We start from the raw sequence: 16435 nt of genomic DNA, 5'->3' as shown, positions 1-16435 counted from the left end.
CTCAGCCTCCGCGCTGGCGCAGGTTGTTCAGGCGCACCACCGAGTTCAGGTTGCTGTCGACCGTGTTGATGCGGTCGGTGAGCGTGACGCGATTCTGGTCGAAGCCGGCAAGGTCGGTGCGAAAGCGGGTGAGGTCGGTCGAGAACTGGCCGTAGCGGGTATCGAACTCGTTGAGCCGGCCGTCGATCTGGGTGTAGCGCGAGTCGAAGGTGGTGTAGCGTGAGTCGAAGTCCGTGTAGCGGGCGTCGAAATCGGCGTAGCGGGCATCGAACTGTGCGTAGCGCGTGTTGAATTCGGCGGAGCGCGCATCGACGGTGAGACGGTCCTGGCGCACGCTGGTGGCGATCGTCTGCAGCTCCTGCATGTGCCGGTCGACCTGGGCGGCCTTGCCGTCGATGTCGGTGGCCAGCGCGCTGAGGTACTCGAAGCGGGCGAGGTTGCCCTGGGCGACCGCGTCGATGCGGACATCGAGTTCGCTGCGCGTGCTGTCGGCCAGCGTGAAGCTGCCGAGCGAACGCGGCGTGAGACCGCTGGCGGCGACGCCGAGCTGGCGCACCACATCGTCGCGCACCGCCGGCGCCAGCGCATCCACGCCGGCGCCGAGAAAGCGGTCCACTGTCTGCGTGACCTGCTGGCGGCCAAGCCATTCGGCGGCGCGCCCGGCGTGCCCGGCAAGGTGGGCCTGGCCGAGATTGAGCAAGCGGCCCAGCATCGGGCCGCCGCCGGCCCCGCCCTCGGCGGTGGTGGCAGCCAGGCTTCGCGCCAGCGCGTCGCCATCGGCGAGCAGCTCGGCCATGAAGCTCAGCCAGGGGCCGACCCAGTTGATCCAGGTCAGCGTGCGCACCGCGCGCGCGAGGCTGGTGCCGCTGTCCTCGTCGGCGAGCACGTCGGCCTGCACCAGGGCGCTGTCGGCCGGCCAGGCCATGCGCCAGCGCCCCGGGTTCACGCTGTCGAGCATGGCCTCGCGGTGGTCGCGCACATGGAGGTCGATCGCGCTGCGCAGGCTGTAGCTGCGGTCGCGCAGGTATTCCTCGGCGATCGCGCGCAGGGCCGGCGCCAGTTCGAGCGGGTGGGGCGCATGCGGGTCGAGGCGGGCGAGCGCATGCTCGAGGGCGGCCTGCTGGTTCTCGGCCAGCGGTTCGGCGGGCGGGGTGAGAAGCTCGAGCTCGGCCGTGCCGTCGGCGCCGCTGAGCACGGTCACCGCCTGGCCCTCGAGGCGCCGGAAGCCGTACATGTAGACCAGCCGTCCGAGGCCGCACTGCACCGTCACCGGTACGCCGGCGCGCGGCGTGCCGCCGAGGTCGCTCACGCGCAGGCGCAGCGTGCGCGGCTGGCCCAGCCAGGCCGCCTGCGGCTGGACCTCGATGCTGACGCCGAGGCCGGTCTCGGCCTGCGGGGCGAGCGGGGCGCCGCCGTAGAACAGTTCGATCCAGCGCAAGGGGTCGAGCCCGAGCGCGGCAACGCAGATCTCGGTGAAGCGTTCCGGCCCGATCAGGCGGATCGCGCGCACCTGCACGATGTCGGTGAACTGCCCGCCGAGCGCCGCGCGCGCATCGAGCAGGCGCTGGCCGAGGCGCAGGCCGATGTCCGGCTCGCCCGGGAACTCGATGTCGCGGTCGAGCTGGGCCGGGCTCGTCGCCCGGTTCAGGAAGTCGAGCACCTGCGCCGCCTGCACGGCAGAGAGGTCGCTCGGTTGCAGATAGACGATCGGCATGGCCCTGGAGATGGTTCGCCTAGGAGTGGGTTGGTCTCGGTTCGCGCGCGGTGTCGGGGACGCGGGCCCTCAGCGGATCTTGCTCGCCAGCCCGCTGAGCGAGGTGTTGATCGCATTCAGGCGCGAGCCGAGATCGGCCACCTGGACGACGTCGATCTTGTTGATGCCGTCGCCCAGCGAGCGCAGGCCGGCGCTGATCTCCTTGCCGGTCTGCTCGGCAGCCTTGACGCGGTTCTCCAGCACGGTGACCGCCTGCTTGGCTGTGGCGGCATCGAGCGCGGTGTCCTGCGCGGCCTTCGCGGTCTGGCTGACCTGCTGGGTGATACCGGCCTGCCGGGCGTAGCCGCCGGCGACGCCGGTGTCGGCGAGGCCGGTGGCGAACTGCATCTGCAGTGCGCCCTGCATCATCGCCTTGCCGTGCTGGATCAGCGTGTCGTTGCCGGGGTTGATGACGCTGGCCGCCTTATCCAGCGCCTTCATGTCGCGGATGCGCCCGAGCACGCCGGTGTTGAGCGCCCGCTTGTCGAGCTCGCTGACCATGCGATGGACCAGGTCGGGCACGCGGATGTTGAGCTCGAGCAGGCGCGACCAGTCGGGCAGCACCGGATCGACCGTCTCGATGTGGCCGAAGGACCAGTTCGGAATCCACTCGCGGAAGTTCACCTGGATGGTGGCGACGCCGCGCGTGGGGTCGGGCGAGGTGGCGACGGCATCGGGCTTGGCGAAGGCCATCACGGTGGCGCGATAGTTGCGCCACTCGCCGGGGCTGACGACGATGCCGCCGATGATGCGCCCGCCGGTGTACTGCTCCAGATAGGCGTCGGCGAAGCCACGCACGCTGTGGTTGCCCTCGTACATCGCGCTGATCGAGCGGAAGGCCATCTGCGCTTCCGGATCCTGCGGCGAGGCGGCCTCCTGCAGCACCCGCATCACCGTCTTGCCGCTGCTGCCGGCCTGGGCCTGCAGCACGCCGGCGAAGGCGGCCTCGGTGCTGGCGGCGATGCCCCTGGTGAAGTGCGAGCGCAACTGCACGCGCACCTGGCCGGCGTTGTTGAACTGCACCGCGAGCGCGTTCTCTTCTGCGTTCTCGCGCACCACGAAGCCGGGCGCAGCGCGCAGCCGGCCCCAGGTGGTGACGACGTCGAGCCAGGGGCGGGGCTCGGGCAGCGGGCTGCCATCGAGCGCGGTGGCGGTGAACACCAGCTCGGCGACCTGGCCGACGAGGTAGTTCTCGCTCGTGGTGCTGACCCTGAGCAGGTAGTTCTCGCGCAGTGGGGCGGTCTCGGCGTCGATGCGTGCGACGACCTCATCCAGGCCCTCGAGCGGTGCCACACCCGCTTCCAGCGCGACGATCGCCGCCTGCAGGTTCGTCGCCAGCGTGGCGACCTCGGCCTGCAGGCCTTGCAGCCCGGTGTCGAGGGCGTCGATCTGCGCGCCATAGGTGTCGAGCACGCTCACCAGTGCATTCCAGTCCTCGGCCCGGATCAGGTGGCCCGGCGCCTTGCCGCCGAGTCCGGCGACGATTGCCATGGCTTGTTCCAGCGTCATGATGTGCTCTCCTTGACGATTCTGCCTTCGACCATCAGTTGCAGCGGCACGCCGGCCGGACGGGCGCGCTCGACCAGCTTCCACACCCGCTCGATCAGCGCCGGGTCGGCGGCGGCGTCGGGGTCGGGCAGGCACAGGCGGATGCGGATGCCGACCGCCGGGCCGTCCGGCAGCAAGGCCCATAGCCGCGCCGAGGGCGGGTAAGTGAAGGCGAGGTGGTCGAACTGGCCTTCGCGCTCGGGATCGGCGAGGAAGACCGGGTCGCTGCGGAAATGTCCTGGTAGCGCGGCCTTGCGTGCCGGCGCCGGAAAGAGCTGGCCCTCGGTGGACCACCAGTGGCTGTCGCCGGGCGGCGGCGCCGCGCCGGGTGCGAGCTGCAGGTAGCGCCAGCGCTCGTCGCCACGCCCGCTCGGCGGCGGTAGCAGGGGGGCGACGCCATCGACCACGCGCAGTTCGTCGGGCTTGATGCGCAGGCGCAGCTCGGCGGGCGGCAGCTCGGCGCTCGCGCTGAAGCCGCCTGTGGTGGCGTCCCACTGGCCGAGCTCGGCGCGCACGCCAGGGGCGAACAGCAGGGCGGCGACGCCCTCGCCGGCTCCCTCGCGGCCGGTGCCGGCGCGGCGGTCCGCCAGGCCGGGGTCGGCGAAGCGCCGCTGCGCGGGATCCCAGCGCAGCCAGCGCGCCTGGTCGCGGTCGAAACGCCAGTGGCCGCGCGGCGTGCTGGCGAAGTCGCTCGGGTAGGCGGTGTCGGCGCGGCCCTCGGCGATCCAGCTGCCGGCTTCGGGGTCGTGGCGCGCGAGATCGCGACCGTCGTAGCGGAACAGGCCGTTGTCGGCGGCGATCCACAGCAGGCCGCGCTCATCGACGACCAGGTTGCGCACCGCGCCGATCAGCTCGGGGAAAGCCTCGAGCCGCGTGCCCTCGCCTTCGGCCACATGCCAGCGCGCCAGGCCGGCCGCGCTGCCCAGCCACAGGCTGCCGTCGGCGGTGGCCGCCAGCGCGCCGAGCGGCGGCAGCGGGCTGTGCAGGTCGGGTGCGGCGGCGGCCTCGGCCTGCCAGTCGGGCAGGTGCTCGGACACCGCGGCGCCCTCGTAGCGCCAGCACAGCCCCTGGCGGAAAAGGAACAGTGCGTTGGCGGTGGCGATCAGTTCGCGCCCGGGTTCGACGAGCAAGGCGTGGATGTCGAGTCCGGCGTGGCGACGTTCGAGCGGCGGGTTGTCGCCTGACGCATCGAGCACGGGCGCGCTGAGCTCGATCACGCTCAGGCCGTCCGCGCCGCCCGCGTACAGCTCCGACCCGTTCGTCGCCAGCGCGCGCACGGCACCGTCGAAGCCGGCCACCGCGCGCCAGCGCAGGCCGCCGCCGGCGGGCCACAGTGGGCAGCGGAAGAGGCCGGCAGCGGTGCCCAGCCAGGCCGAGTCGCCGGCGCAGCACAGGGCAAGGTAGGGGCCGTCGGGCGCGTCGGTCTCGACCGCGGCGAAGCTCGTGCCACTGAAGCGCTGTACGCGCCAGGTCTGCAGCGTGCGCTGCAGGGCCCACAGGCTGCCGTCCGGGGCGGCGGCGAGGCTGAGGATGCGCCCCGCGGGCAGGCTGGCGGCCTCGTGCCAGGGGCCGTTGGCCGAGGGGTCGCGCGCGGCGTTGGCAGCCGACTCGGCCACCGTGGCATACAGGTGGGCGTCACGCGCCAGCCAGCCGCGCCGGGTCGGGGTCAGGCGCAGCGCCTGGTCGGGCGCCAGCGTGCCGGTCCAGGCCAGGCCGATGCCGAGCGGGCGGGCGCCGGGCGTGTAGCGTTCGATCATCGGTGCGGCGGTGGCGGCGCAAGGCGGCTCGGCGGCGATGCCGGCGAGGACGAAGCCGGGCGTCGTCGGTGTGTCGAGCGCCCAGCGCGCGAGCGGGGCGACGCGCTCGCCCTGCTGCACCGTCGGCGGCGCGCTCAGCGCGCGCACCTGGCGCAGCACCACGGCGGGCTCCTCGAGCGCGAAGCGGCTGCGCTGGCGCGCGAGCGGCGCGGCCATGTCCTCGGGCAGGGCGGCATCGACCAGGCGGCGCAAGGCGTCGGGCGTGGTCAGGCCGAGGCGCCAGGCGTCGACGATGTCGGGCAGGCGCTGGCGGTACTCCTCGACGTTCTCGCGCAGGCTGGCCGGGTCCTGCCACGGCGGCAGGTCGAGCAGGGCGCCGAGGCGGGCGAGGTCGCGCACCCAGGGGTAGCGCTGCAGTTCGGCGCGGTCGCGCGGCTCGCGCACATTGGCCGCCGGCAGGCCGCGCTCGGTGCGCTCGGCCTGATAGTGGCGCGCCCACAGTGCGGCGTCGGCGGTGTCCCACCAGTGCGCGCGCAGCACGTGCTGCAGTTCGGCCGCGGCCTCGCCCTGGGCGGCGGCCACCGCGTCCAGCCAGTCGGCGAGCAGGCCCCCTTCGTCGTGCTGCGGGCGCCACAGGCTGGGCAGCAGCGCGAGCAGGCGCTCGAGCTGGTTGGCGTAGGCCGGATCGCGTGCGCTCATGCGGGCCTCCATGGGCAGGCGCGGTGCGCGGGGCCGCTCGTGCTCATGGCGCATCCTTGGGCTTGACCTCGACCACCACGCCGGCGAGCGACAGGCGTTCGCCGGTGGCGAGCGCGAAGCCGGGCGCCGTGGGGCCGTCGAGCACCTGGCTGAGGGCGGTTGGGCGGGTCAGCACCCACTGCACGCTGTAGGGGGCGACGTCGTCGGCGCTGGCGCCCGCCGCGCCGGCGAGTTGCTGCTCGAAGGTGGCGCTGCTCCAGCCCGCATGCGGCAGCGGCAGGATCCGGCTGAGCCGGCTCCAGTCGAGCACGCGCCTGGCATCGTCGCTGGCGTCGCCGGCCTCGGCGAGCAGGTTGAGGCTGGCGATGGCGGCCTCGGTGGCGCTGGCGAGCCTGGCCTGGTCGGGGATGGCGGCGCTGCGCGGATAGCGCAGCAGCAGGCGCAGGCCGGTGGCAAGCGCCGGGTCGACGATGCGCACCTCGCCCAGCTCGGTCGACAGCGTGGCCAGCCTCAGCAGCCCCTGCGCGGCGTCGAGCACGCCGGTGCCGTCGGCGCTGGCGGCGATGATGCGAACGTCCTCGACACCGTCGACGCCGATCGCGAGCCCGACCAGGCGCGTCAGGCTGCCGTCGCTGGCGAGCGGCAGGCGGGCGAAGTAGTCGGCGTAGCGCTTGCGGATGTTGTCCTGGATCGCGCGCAGCTCGGCGTCGAGCAGGCCGGCCGCGGTGGTCAGGCGCAGGTCGAGGCTGATCTTCGCCGGTGGGCTGCCGTCGTGGATCAGGACCTGCACGCCGGCCGGGCGCACGCTGAGGACCGCCTTGTCGAGACGCGCACGGTGGTCGGGGTCGAGCACGCCCTGCAGCTGGATGTCGACGCGGCCGGGCGCGGGCTCGAGGATCTCGGCGCGCAGGCCTTCGGCGGCGACTGCGGCCTCGAGCGCGCTGCGCGTGCCCCGCGCCGAGCCGGCGAGAAAGCGGCGGGCGCGGCTGCGCAGCTCGTCGTCGCTCTCGTCGCGGTCCTGGCGCGCGGTGGCGGCCGGGTTGGTGACGGATTCGATGCCGGCGATCGGGCGCACCATCAGCACCAGGCTGTCGGCGGCGAGGGCGTCGTTGGCGGCGACGAGGTCGCGCGCCGCGACCTTGGCCGCGGCCTGGCCATCGACCAGGGTGAGGTCGGCGGTGGTCTCGTATTCGATTGCGCCGTCGGCGGTGGCGACCCGGGTGCCGGCGGGGATGGTGATCTCGCCCGCGGTGTTGCGCGCGCGGGTGAAGCGCAGCTCGCCGCTGTTGCGCCCGGCGCGAACGCGGCGGATGCCGAGCAGGCCGACGACGTGGTCGAGCGCGCCGCCGCTGGCGGTGTCGAGGAAGCCGGCGCGGTACACCGTCTCCATCTGGGCATACAGGCCGGCGGTCTCGAGCGCGACCGCCTCCATCAGCGTGCGTACCACCGAGCCGGGATAGAGGTCATTGACCCGCATCTCGCGTTGGCGCGGCAGGTAATGCACCTCGAAGGCCGTGCCCTCGTCGGGGCGCGCGCCACCCGTGCGCCATTCGAGCTCGGCGCCATCGGCCGACAGCGCGTAGTCGGCATCGGGCGCGAAGCGGTGGGTGTCGCCATTGCGTGCCCCCCATACCGCGGTGATGCGGTCGACCGGCGGGCGCTCCAGCGCGTGGCGGTAGGGTTCGCGCGCGGCCCGCGCCGGCGGGTAGGGGTGGGCCTCGCCGCTCACCCCGCCCAACAGGCGGTTGAGCAGGCTTTCGGCGACTTCGGGATAGGTTTTGCGGCGGAAAGACATGGCGTCCTCACACGGCAAGTTCGATGGAGAAGGGGCCGATCGTCACCAGCTCGGTGGCGGCGACCGGCTTGACCCGCAGCAGCACATCGACCGTGGAGCGGGCGCCGGGCGAGGGCTCGACGCGCAGCTCGGCCACCTTGTCGATGCGCGGCTCGGCCTTCAGCGCCTCGAGGATGAAGAGCCGCAGCAGGTTGCGGCGCGGACCGTCGTTCTCGCGCCCGATCAGCTCGTGCACGCGCGAGCCGTAGTCCGGGTGGCCGAGCGCGGCGAGTTCGCCGCGCGGCGTGAGCAGGCGCAGGATCACGGCCTGGGCGAGGTTCTCCAGCCCCTCGCGGGCGACGAAGTCCCAGGCCGCGCGCGGCTGCTTCGCCGTCTCGGTGGGGCGATACACCGGACGCAGCTCGCGATGCACCGCATGGATGGCGATGTCGCGCAGCAGGTGTTCGGTGGGCGGGGGGCGGAAGCTGGGCATGGCGTTCATCCGATCAGGACCGTGCCGCTGGCGAGCACGCTGCCGGCGGGCAGGTCGGCGGGGTCGTTGCAGGTCTGCGCCATGTCGCCCATGCGCGCCGCCGGCTTGCCGTTGATGAGCACCGTGCTCGAGCCGGCGAGGATGGTAGCGCTGTTCGACGGCGATTTCTGGAAGGGGCCGGCGGCGGGAATGTGGCTGGGCGTGTTGGTGGCGGTCGAGTCCTTGGTGGCGGCGGCCTTGCCTTCGATGAACACGTCGGCCGACAGGCCGCCGTCGATCGTGCCGACGAAGGGGCTGGGCAACGGCGTCGGCACCGGACCGCCGGGGCTGGGCACCATCTGGATGTGGATGTCGGTGGCGAGGATGCGGTCGCCTTCTTTCGCGGCTGGCAGGCTCATCGTCGCGTCTCCTCGTTGGCCCTAGTTGATCTTGACCATCGCGCCCTTGAGCACGAGGTTGCCGCCGGCTTCGAACGTGGCGTCGCCGTCGGCCTTGAGGCTGAGCGTGCCCGCCGCGGAGATCGCGAGGTCACCTGCGGTGTCGATCTTCACGCCGCCGCCGCCGTCGATGCTGATCGTGGCGTCGGCCACCTTCAGGCGCATCACCGGGTCGTCGTCCTGCACCTCGAGCTTGAAGCGCTCGCCCATCAGGCTGACGCTGAAGCCTTGCGGCGAGGACTGGCGGATCTCGATGCGCACGCCGCCGTCCCTGGCGTCGGCACCCGAGGGCAGTTGCAGCACCCAGTCGTTCTCGCTGTTGTCGGGCGGCGTGTCGGCCTGGTTGTAGAGCGTGCCGCACACCACCGGGCGATTGAGCGCGCCGCCGACGAAGCTCACCAGCACCAGGTCGCCCACTTCGGGCAGGCTGGCGAAGCCCTTGCGCGGGGTGGCGACCGGCACGTGGCGCAGCACCAGGTCGGTGTCGCGCAGCACCACGTCGGCACTGTAGGCGGTGCCGTCCGAGGCCGCCGGAAACACCGCCTGCACGGTGCCGATCTCGGCCTGGCGACGGCTGGCGAGTTCGCGCCGGATCATCTGCTGGATGGTGTCGTAGAGCTCGCTCATGCCGGCACTCCCGTCGCCCGCGTGATGAAGCCCTGTCCCGGCGCCAGCCGGTGCTCCACCGCGACCGCCACCCAGTCGCCGTCGCCGCGCCCGCCCGGGCAATTCTCGAGGCGGAAGGGACTGGCGATGTCCAGTGCCGGACAGCCCGGCACGCTGATGCGCACCCGTCCCGCGGCCTTGCCGCCGCCGGGCGCGCCGCCGAGCAGCGCCGCGGCCGCGCCGGCGATGCCGCCCGGGCCTGCCCCACCCGCCGCCCCGCCTACTGCGCCACCGCCCCCGCCCGTGCCGGGCGCCGGCTTTTCGCCGTCGCTCCAGGCGCCGGAGTTCGCGCGCCCGGTGACGCCGGGGGCGAAAGGCGTGATCGCCGGGTCGTGCAGGTCGGCCTCGAGCGCGAGCAGGTCGCGCCCCCAGGCCCAGCTTGCCACCGGCTGGCCGCGCGCGGCGTGAGCCTGGAGGTGGCCGTCGGCGTCGGTCCACACTTGCACGCCGGCGGCCGCGCCGAGGCGGGACATCCACTCCCACAGCGAGCACTGGGCGTCGATGGCGAGGAAGGCAAACTTGGGTCCGGTGTCGATGTCGCCGGCGCTGAGCTGCGCCTCGCCGGCCCACAGCTTGAGCAGGTCGGCGAAGCCCTGGTTCTCGTAGCCGGCGTTGCGCCGCAGCCGCGCCAGCGGCGTGGCCGTCGAACCGAGCACGAGCTCGAGCACGCCGCTGGCGCCGCCGAGCAGGGCGATCGGGCCGCTGAAGACGGTGGGTGGATCGTCGCCCGCCCCGAGCTGCAGCTTGAGCACATCGCCTGCGGCGAGCGACGGGAAGTCGGTGCGCGGCAGGAAGCGCAGCCGGCAGCAGGACAGCCCGGGCGCCGGCAGCAGCGTGACCTCGGCGCCGATCAGCGCGGCGGTGAGCGGGTCGGGCTGGCTGGGTCCGGTGACCAGGGCCACGAGCTCGGCACCGAAGCCGCCTGCCGCAGGCGCAGCGCCGCCGCGCGAGACCTTGGCGCGCGGCGGCGGCAGGGCGGCGCTGCCCGCGCCCAGGCCAAGCGCACCGCCGAGCGTGTCCATCAGCGCGTCGCCGATCATGGCGGCAGCTCCGTGCTGCGGGTGTTGGCCGAGCGGTACCAGCGCAGCCTGCGCAGCACGCCGTCGCCCGGGGCGTCGGCGAATACGAAGGGCAGGGTGTAGTCGCCCAGATCGCCCTCCTGCAGGATGGGGCGGGGTGGGGTGTGGGTGGCTGCGCCCGGGCCGGGACCAGGCACGAGGTGCAGATGCAGGTGGTTGTGGAAGCTCACTCCGGTGCTGCCGGCGCGCATCAGCGGATTGCCGCGGCGCACGCGGGTGCCGATGATGTCGAGCGCGGCCTTGCCGTAGAGGGCATTCCACAGCTCGCGCACGCCGCCGGTGGCGCCGTGGCCATAGACGGCGTAGGTGGTGACCGGGGTGCCGCCCTGATCGCGATCCTGGTCGTTGATGAGGCTGTCGTGGCGCACGATGATGTAGTTCCAGCTCGGCTTGCCGTTGCGCCAGGCCGCGCCCATCACGGCGTTGGAGGCGGTCCGTGCGGCTGTCTGCTGCGCGCCATCCGGATTGATGTTGTCCGGGATCCAGTCGAAGAAATCGACCACCGTGCCGTCGCGGATGGCGAGGACCTCGTCGCCGAAATCGTGCGCGAAGTCGTAGGCATAGATCTGCGGGAAGCTGTTCCAGCGCGCATGGCTGAAGAAGCCGAGATTGGCCTGGCCGACGTACATCGCGGTGTCGGCCGCGTAGGGCAGGTGATAGGGCGAGCCGGCCTTGTCCGGATAGCCGATGAAGTCGGTGCGCGGGTTGCCCGCCGCATCCGCATACGGCCTGTCCGCCGGGTCGATGCGCGGGTTGTAGTGGCCGTCGTCGGTGCTGCCGTCGCGCTGGGCGTAGAACTCGACGATGAAGGCGAGGAAGCCGGAGAGGGCACCGGAGGCGATCTTCTCGCCGAGCTGGCCCGGGCTGTGGGTGCGTGCGATGGCCCAGGCGAACAGGGTGCCGATGGTGTTGGCGAAGGCGCCGACCAGGGGCGCACAGGGAAACATCCAGGGCACGTAGAGCGGACCGAAGGCGGCGCCGCCGTCCTTGTCGAAGGGCAGCCCATAGTCATCGCGCGGGATCAGGCCGCGGAAGCCGAAGCCGATCACCAGGTTGACGAGGCCGATGACCGCATCGGCACGCTGCCAGTTGGCCGGACGCAGGTCATCGCCCGCCGACGGCGGTCCGCCCGCGCCGGTCTGGTTGATCAGCGTGAACACCGACAGGAACAGGTCGTTCACGCCCTGGGTGGCGCTGCTGATGGTGTAGGCCGACAGCGCGTCGCCGCCGATCAGCGTGAGCCATTGCAGGAAGCCCAGCCCGGCCGTGGTCCTGGTGTGCACGCCCTCGAAGGAGCCGCCGATCACGGTGAGCATGGGCAGCAGCGAGGAGAACAGCCAGGTCGAGCCCACGCCCCAACCGAGCGAGCGGCTGATCAGCGAGGGTAGCGGTGCGCCGCCGGCTCCGCTCGCGATGCCGTCGGTCCAGTGCCACAGCCAGAGCGGGATGTTGCAGGCGTACTCGCGCTCGCCCTGGCCCATTCCCACGGCATGCCAGAACCCCGCGGCGAGCTTCTGCAGGATGGCGGTGGTCTGGGTCCAGCCCTCGAGGAAGCCGGGCGAGATCGCGCCGAAGCTGAAATGCTCGCGGCTCGGCGGGCCGCGGAACTGCGGCGCCTCGTGCCAGGCGAAGGGGCTGTCGGCGCGGTGCAGCACGGCGTCGTCCACGCCCGCACGGCGCAGGGTGAGGCACTTGCGGTCGGTGCTGAGCCAGACTTCGTCGCCGGGGTAGCCGGGTGCGACGTTCTGCAGCAGCCCGATTCCGGCGCCGTTCGAGAAGCCCTGGCGATGACGTGCATACAGCCAGGACGCGTACCAGCAGTACTCCCCGTCCTGGTCGCGTGGCGGGGTGGCGGTCGAGCGCGCGCTGGCGCGGGGGGCGCGACGGGAGGTCGACGATGGCGCGGTGGCGGGAGCGGCCGTACGCGGCTGGGGGCTGCGGGCGCTGCTGGCCGCCGCCCGGGTGATCTCGGCGAGCAGGTGCAGCACCGCCTCGATGCGGCCGAGCAGGCATGGGGCCTGGCCGGAAATGGCCGGCAGCGGCGTCTCGCGCAAGGCGCGAATGAGGAGGGCGGCGAGCCGGTCGATGTCCAGATCCAGGGTCGGGAAGCGCGGATAGACCTCCTCTTCCAGGCGGGTGAGCAGGCAGGCGAAGCTCTCGCGCACCGCCCGCGCCGCCGCGCTGGCGCCCTCGGGGTGCGTGCGCAGTTCGGCGCGTACCTCGCCGAGCATGACCAGGAAATCGGCGCGAAAGCCCGCCTGGCTCAAGCCCAGGGTGTCGGTGAGGATGCGGCTGGCGCGCTGCAGCGTGCTGCGGATCTGGGCGTCGGACAGCAGCCCGGCGAGCGGTGCGAGGCGCTCCAGGCCGTCGGCGATGCGCTCGAGCAGGTCGGCGGTGGAGGCCGGCGGCGGGCCGCTGGCGAAGGCGGCCAGCGGGGTGGTGAGCGGCTCGATCAGGCTGCGCAGCTCGGTCAGCGCCTGCGGCAGGCGCTGACCGAGCCGGCTCAGCAAGCTGTCGGCGAAGCGCCGTCCGGCGGCCTCGAAGGCGGGCCGGATGGCCTCGGCCGCGGCCGGGTTGAGGCTCAGAAGATGGGCGAGGGCGACGATCTCGTCGGCGATCTCGTCACCGGCGCCGCGGCCCTGCATGCGGCTGAGCATCTGTGGCTGGATCAGCAGGGAGCCGAGCATCGTGCGGTTCTCCTAGGGGCCCACGCTGACGCTGGCGCTCACGCTCACCGACGCGCCGCTGCCGCCGGGGGCGCTGGCAAGGAGCGCTGTGTAGGCAGTGTCGACGCGGCCGATGTGCAGGCGCAGCTCGGGCGGCAGGCCGTCGATCCAGTCGATGATGAGCTGGATCGAGGCGCTGATGTCGAGCGCGGCGACCAGCGGCTCCACCGTCGCCCGCCAGGTCTCGTCCAGCGGCTGGAGCAGCAGCGGGTCGGGGTCGAGCGCGCCGACCTTGATCTGCAGTTCGCGGTGCAGGGCGTCGAGCTGGGCGCGCTGGGCGGGTGGGATCACCGCGTCGAGCGAGATGCGCCCGAGCAGGCGGTCGCGGGTGGCTTCCAGCGGCTGGCGCAGCCCGGCGGGGTCGAGGGCGCGCAGCTCGCCGAGCAGGTCGCGGTACAAGGTGTCGACCTGTTGTGCATAGAGGCCCGGGTCGAGCGCCGCGATGCGGTCGGTGAGTGACTCGATGCCGGCGAGCAGCTCGGCCAGCGCCTGCGGGGCGGCCAGCAGTTCGTCGAGCTTTGACTGCAGCGCATCGACCAGCCGGCGCAGCGCGGCCGAGGCGTTGCGCAGCAGCGCGACCAGCACCTGCAGGCTGTCGATGAAGAGCACCAGCGGACGGCCGAACTGCCGTACCAGGGCTTCGCGCACCCAGGCCCGCAACTGCGCCGGGCTGCCCGGCAGCAAGGCAGCGAAGGGGCCTTGTTCGGCCGGGAAGCGGCTGCCGAGTTGGTCGAGCAGGGTCGCCATGCGCGCGTCGGTTTCGGCCAGCCGGCGCGACAGCGCGGCGAAGGCGAGCAGGCCGTCTTCTGCAGCGCGGGTGTCGGCCTCGTCCAGCCAGCTGGCGATCGGGTTGGCGAGTGCCGGCGGCAGCGCACCGAGGCGGCCGCGGATGCGCGCGCGGGCGAGCGCGAGCTCACGCAGTAGCGCCTCGGACTGGGTGGCGGGGCTGGTGTTGGCGAGGGCCGCGCCGAGCGCATCGCGGTGCGTCGCCCACAGTGCGCGCAGCGCATCGGCGCTACTGCCGAGGGCGGCCTGGCGCAGCGCCTCGAGGGCCTCGAGCTGCGCCGCGGTGGCGGTTTCGGGGACCTTGGCGAGGACGCCATCGAGCCAGGCGTCGAACTCGTTGCCGGGATTGCCGAGCGCATCGAGGCGCGTGACCAGGTGGTCGGCGACGTCGAGCGCGCTCGCCAGCGTGTCGCCGAAGCTGCGCACCTGCTCGAGTGCCGCGCTCAGCCCGTCGCCGAGCTCGCCCGCCGGTACGGCCGCGTCCAGGCCCTGCAGGGCCTGGCGCACGCTGTCGGTGAGGGGCTGCAGCAGGGTCGACGGGCGCAGGCCCTCGAGCTCGCGCAGCAGCGCGGCATGGGCCTGCGCCGGCGCGGCGAGCGCGGCGCCGACGTCGAGCTGGCGGCCGAGGCGCTGGCGGGTGTCGGCCAGCGCGCGCTCGGCCTGATCGAGCCACTGCGCGGGCTGGAAGGCGGCGAGACCGTCGCGCACGGTGGCGAAGGGTTCGGCCAGCAGCGGGCCGAGGGCGGCGCGCGGCGAGAACTCGAGCAGGCGCGCGCGGGCCTCCTCGGGCATGGTCTTGAGCTTGAGCAACAGGTCGGTGGGGCTGGCCTCGAGCTGGGTGTCGAGGCTGACGATGAGCGGGTCGGTGAGCGGCACCAGCGACGGTGGCAGCACGCTCATGGCGGAGCGGATCAGCTCGGGGCCGGGGGCGGGCAGGGTGGCCGGGTCGATCGCGCGCAGCACGGCCTGGAGCTTGCTGATGGCGGCGATGACCTCGTCCGCCACCGGGGCGAAGGAGATGCGCGACAGCGACTCGGCCAGCGCCTTGACCTGCTCCAGCACCTGGATGAGCTTGACCACGCCGTCCTGCTGGCTGAGGCTGGCAAGCGGCTGGAGGACCTGCTGCAGCGGCGCGGTGAGCACCTCGGGGTCGATCGCGTCCATCGCTGCGTCGGCGGCCTGCAAGGCCTGGCCTAGGGCGGCGGTGGCGGGCGACAGGGCGGTGGTGAGCGCCGTCTCGATCGCCGCCACGGCCTGCTCCAGGGCTTGCTCGAGTTGTTGCTGCAGGCGCGCGAGGTCCAGCGCCTGGATCTGGCCGCGTGCATCCTCGAAGGCGCGCGCGCTGCTGGCACCGAGTGCGGCGAGCTGGCCCTCCACCGCGGCGATGGCGCCACGGGCGCGGTCGAGGGCGGCGCTGATGGGCGCGCTGACGGCGCTGATGTCGAGCAGCTCGAGCACGGCCTCGAGCCGGGCGCGGATGTCGTCGATCAGGGCTTCGAGCGGCGCGAAGGCGTTGGCCGGCAGGCTGGCGACGGCGAGCCCCGGCACGGACTGGGTGAGGTCGGCGAAGCTGGCGCGCGGCAGCAGCAGCACCAGGCTGCGGCACAGGCCGGCGTCGAGCGTGCCGGGCAGCTCGAGCAGGGCGTTCATCAGGCGGGCGCGGGCCTCGGCACTGGCCGGCGCGAGGGCGGCGTTGCGCGTCGCCAGCAGCGGCGCGCGCAGGCCTTGCGCGTTCGCCAGCGCCGCTGCGATGGCGCCGGCATCAGGGGGCTGGGCTGCGGTGGCGGTCGCCAGCGTGCCCAGCGCTGCGACGAAGTTCGTGCCGGCCGCGCCGAGCGCAGCGCCGGGCTGGGCTGCCAGATCGGGCGTGGGCAGGGCGCGGGTGATGCAGGCGCTGGTGTTGAAGGCGATCAGCGCGGCGAGCTGCTCGATGGTGTGGCGCAGTTCGGTCTCGACCTCGGCGGCGCTGGCGTCGTCCCAGCGGATCAGCGTGTCGAGCGGGTCGCGCAGGTCGTCGAGCAGGGGCAGCGAGCGCAACTGGAAGTAGCCGGGGCGGAAGGTGCCGACGCGCGCATGCACCCAGCGCAGCAGGCTGGGGACCGAGAGATCGGCGGGCAGGGTATCGATCAGCGCGCGTGCCGCGGCGACCTGGTCGGCGTCGAGCGCACCGGCATCGTTCGCCGGCGCCGTGGGCGCGCCACCGCCGGATCCCGTGCCGCTGCCACTGCCGCCGCTCCCGCCGCTCACGCCACTTCCACCACTTCCACTGCCGCCTGCACCGCCGGAACCGCCCGCCCCCGCCGTCAGTCCGGCGGTGACGCCGAGGCCGCAGCGCCAGTCGGTGCCGAACAGGGCCTGCAGGCGTGCGATGCGCGCGAGCAGCGGCGCGAAGGCGGCCTGCAGCTCGGCGCCGAGGCGCTCGGGCAGGGCGCCGATGTCGGCCTGCAGGCCTTGCGCGAGCCCGCCGAGCTCGCCCTGCAGGCTGGGCAGCAGATTGCCGAAGCCGACGCTGAAGTCGAAGCCGCCCGACAGTTGCGGCACCGGCAGGCCGGCCAGGCCGGCGAGCGCGCTGCCGAAATCGCCCGGCGGGCCGCTCTGCCAGCTGGCGATGAGGCGGCCGAGCTCGCCGTAGGCGCCGCCGATGCTGCCCGCGATGGCGGACAGGTCGGCGCCGGATACTGTCAGGTCGAGTTGAACCAGCAGTCCGGCCATGGTCG

The 16435-nt window shown here is 73.3% G+C and carries 10 protein-coding genes; all 10 read right to left on the bottom strand.

The window, feature by feature from the left end; all coding sequences use genetic code 11:
- Nucleotide 1: 1 nt before the first annotated feature.
- Nucleotides 2-1714 carry a hypothetical protein gene (locus PLC66_RS02530; protein ID WP_324537595.1) on the bottom strand — a complete coding sequence of 571 codons (1713 nt, stop codon included), beginning with the start codon at nucleotides 1712-1714 and terminating at the stop codon, nucleotides 2-4.
- Between the two features lie 69 nt (nucleotides 1715-1783).
- Nucleotides 1784-3262: a hypothetical protein gene (locus PLC66_RS02525; RefSeq protein WP_324537593.1), complete on the bottom strand. Its 1479-nt coding sequence runs from the start codon at nucleotides 3260-3262 to the stop codon at nucleotides 1784-1786.
- Nucleotides 3259-5757, bottom strand: a complete 2499-nt coding sequence (locus tag PLC66_RS02520; RefSeq protein WP_324537591.1) for a hypothetical protein — start codon at nucleotides 5755-5757, stop codon at nucleotides 3259-3261. The genes PLC66_RS02525 and PLC66_RS02520 overlap by 4 nt, the downstream gene beginning before the upstream one ends.
- A gap of 43 nt (nucleotides 5758-5800) precedes the next feature.
- Nucleotides 5801-7552, bottom strand: coding sequence for a baseplate J/gp47 family protein (locus PLC66_RS02515; protein ID WP_324537589.1), 1752 nt, complete (start codon nucleotides 7550-7552; stop codon nucleotides 5801-5803).
- A gap of 7 nt (nucleotides 7553-7559) precedes the next feature.
- A complete protein-coding gene (locus PLC66_RS02510; RefSeq protein WP_324537587.1) occupies nucleotides 7560-8024 on the bottom strand; it encodes a hypothetical protein in 465 nt (154 codons plus the stop codon).
- 5 nt (nucleotides 8025-8029) lie between these two features.
- Complete coding sequence (locus PLC66_RS02505) at nucleotides 8030-8422, bottom strand: PAAR domain-containing protein (RefSeq protein ID WP_324537585.1); 393 nt, start codon at nucleotides 8420-8422, stop codon at nucleotides 8030-8032.
- Nucleotides 8423-8443: 21 nt separating this feature from the next.
- A complete protein-coding gene (locus tag PLC66_RS02500) occupies nucleotides 8444-9088 on the bottom strand; it encodes a phage baseplate assembly protein V (protein WP_324537583.1) in 645 nt (214 codons plus the stop codon).
- Nucleotides 9085-10167: a hypothetical protein gene (locus PLC66_RS02495; protein ID WP_324537581.1), complete on the bottom strand. Its 1083-nt coding sequence runs from the start codon at nucleotides 10165-10167 to the stop codon at nucleotides 9085-9087. Before PLC66_RS02495 ends, PLC66_RS02500 begins: the two co-directional genes overlap by 4 nt.
- Complete coding sequence (locus PLC66_RS02490; RefSeq protein WP_324537579.1) at nucleotides 10164-12893, bottom strand: hypothetical protein; 2730 nt, start codon at nucleotides 12891-12893, stop codon at nucleotides 10164-10166. The genes PLC66_RS02495 and PLC66_RS02490 overlap by 4 nt, the downstream gene beginning before the upstream one ends.
- 12 nt (nucleotides 12894-12905) lie before the next feature.
- Nucleotides 12906-16430 (bottom strand): hypothetical protein, encoded by a 3525-nt coding sequence (locus tag PLC66_RS02485; RefSeq protein WP_324537577.1) that lies wholly within the window; start codon nucleotides 16428-16430, stop codon nucleotides 12906-12908.
- Between the last annotated feature and the right edge of the window lie 5 nt (nucleotides 16431-16435).

The organism is Thauera sp. (assembly GCF_035444905.1).
Lineage (GTDB): Bacteria > Pseudomonadota > Gammaproteobacteria > Burkholderiales > Rhodocyclaceae > Thauera.
This window is presented reverse-complemented; position numbering and strand designations above follow the sequence as displayed.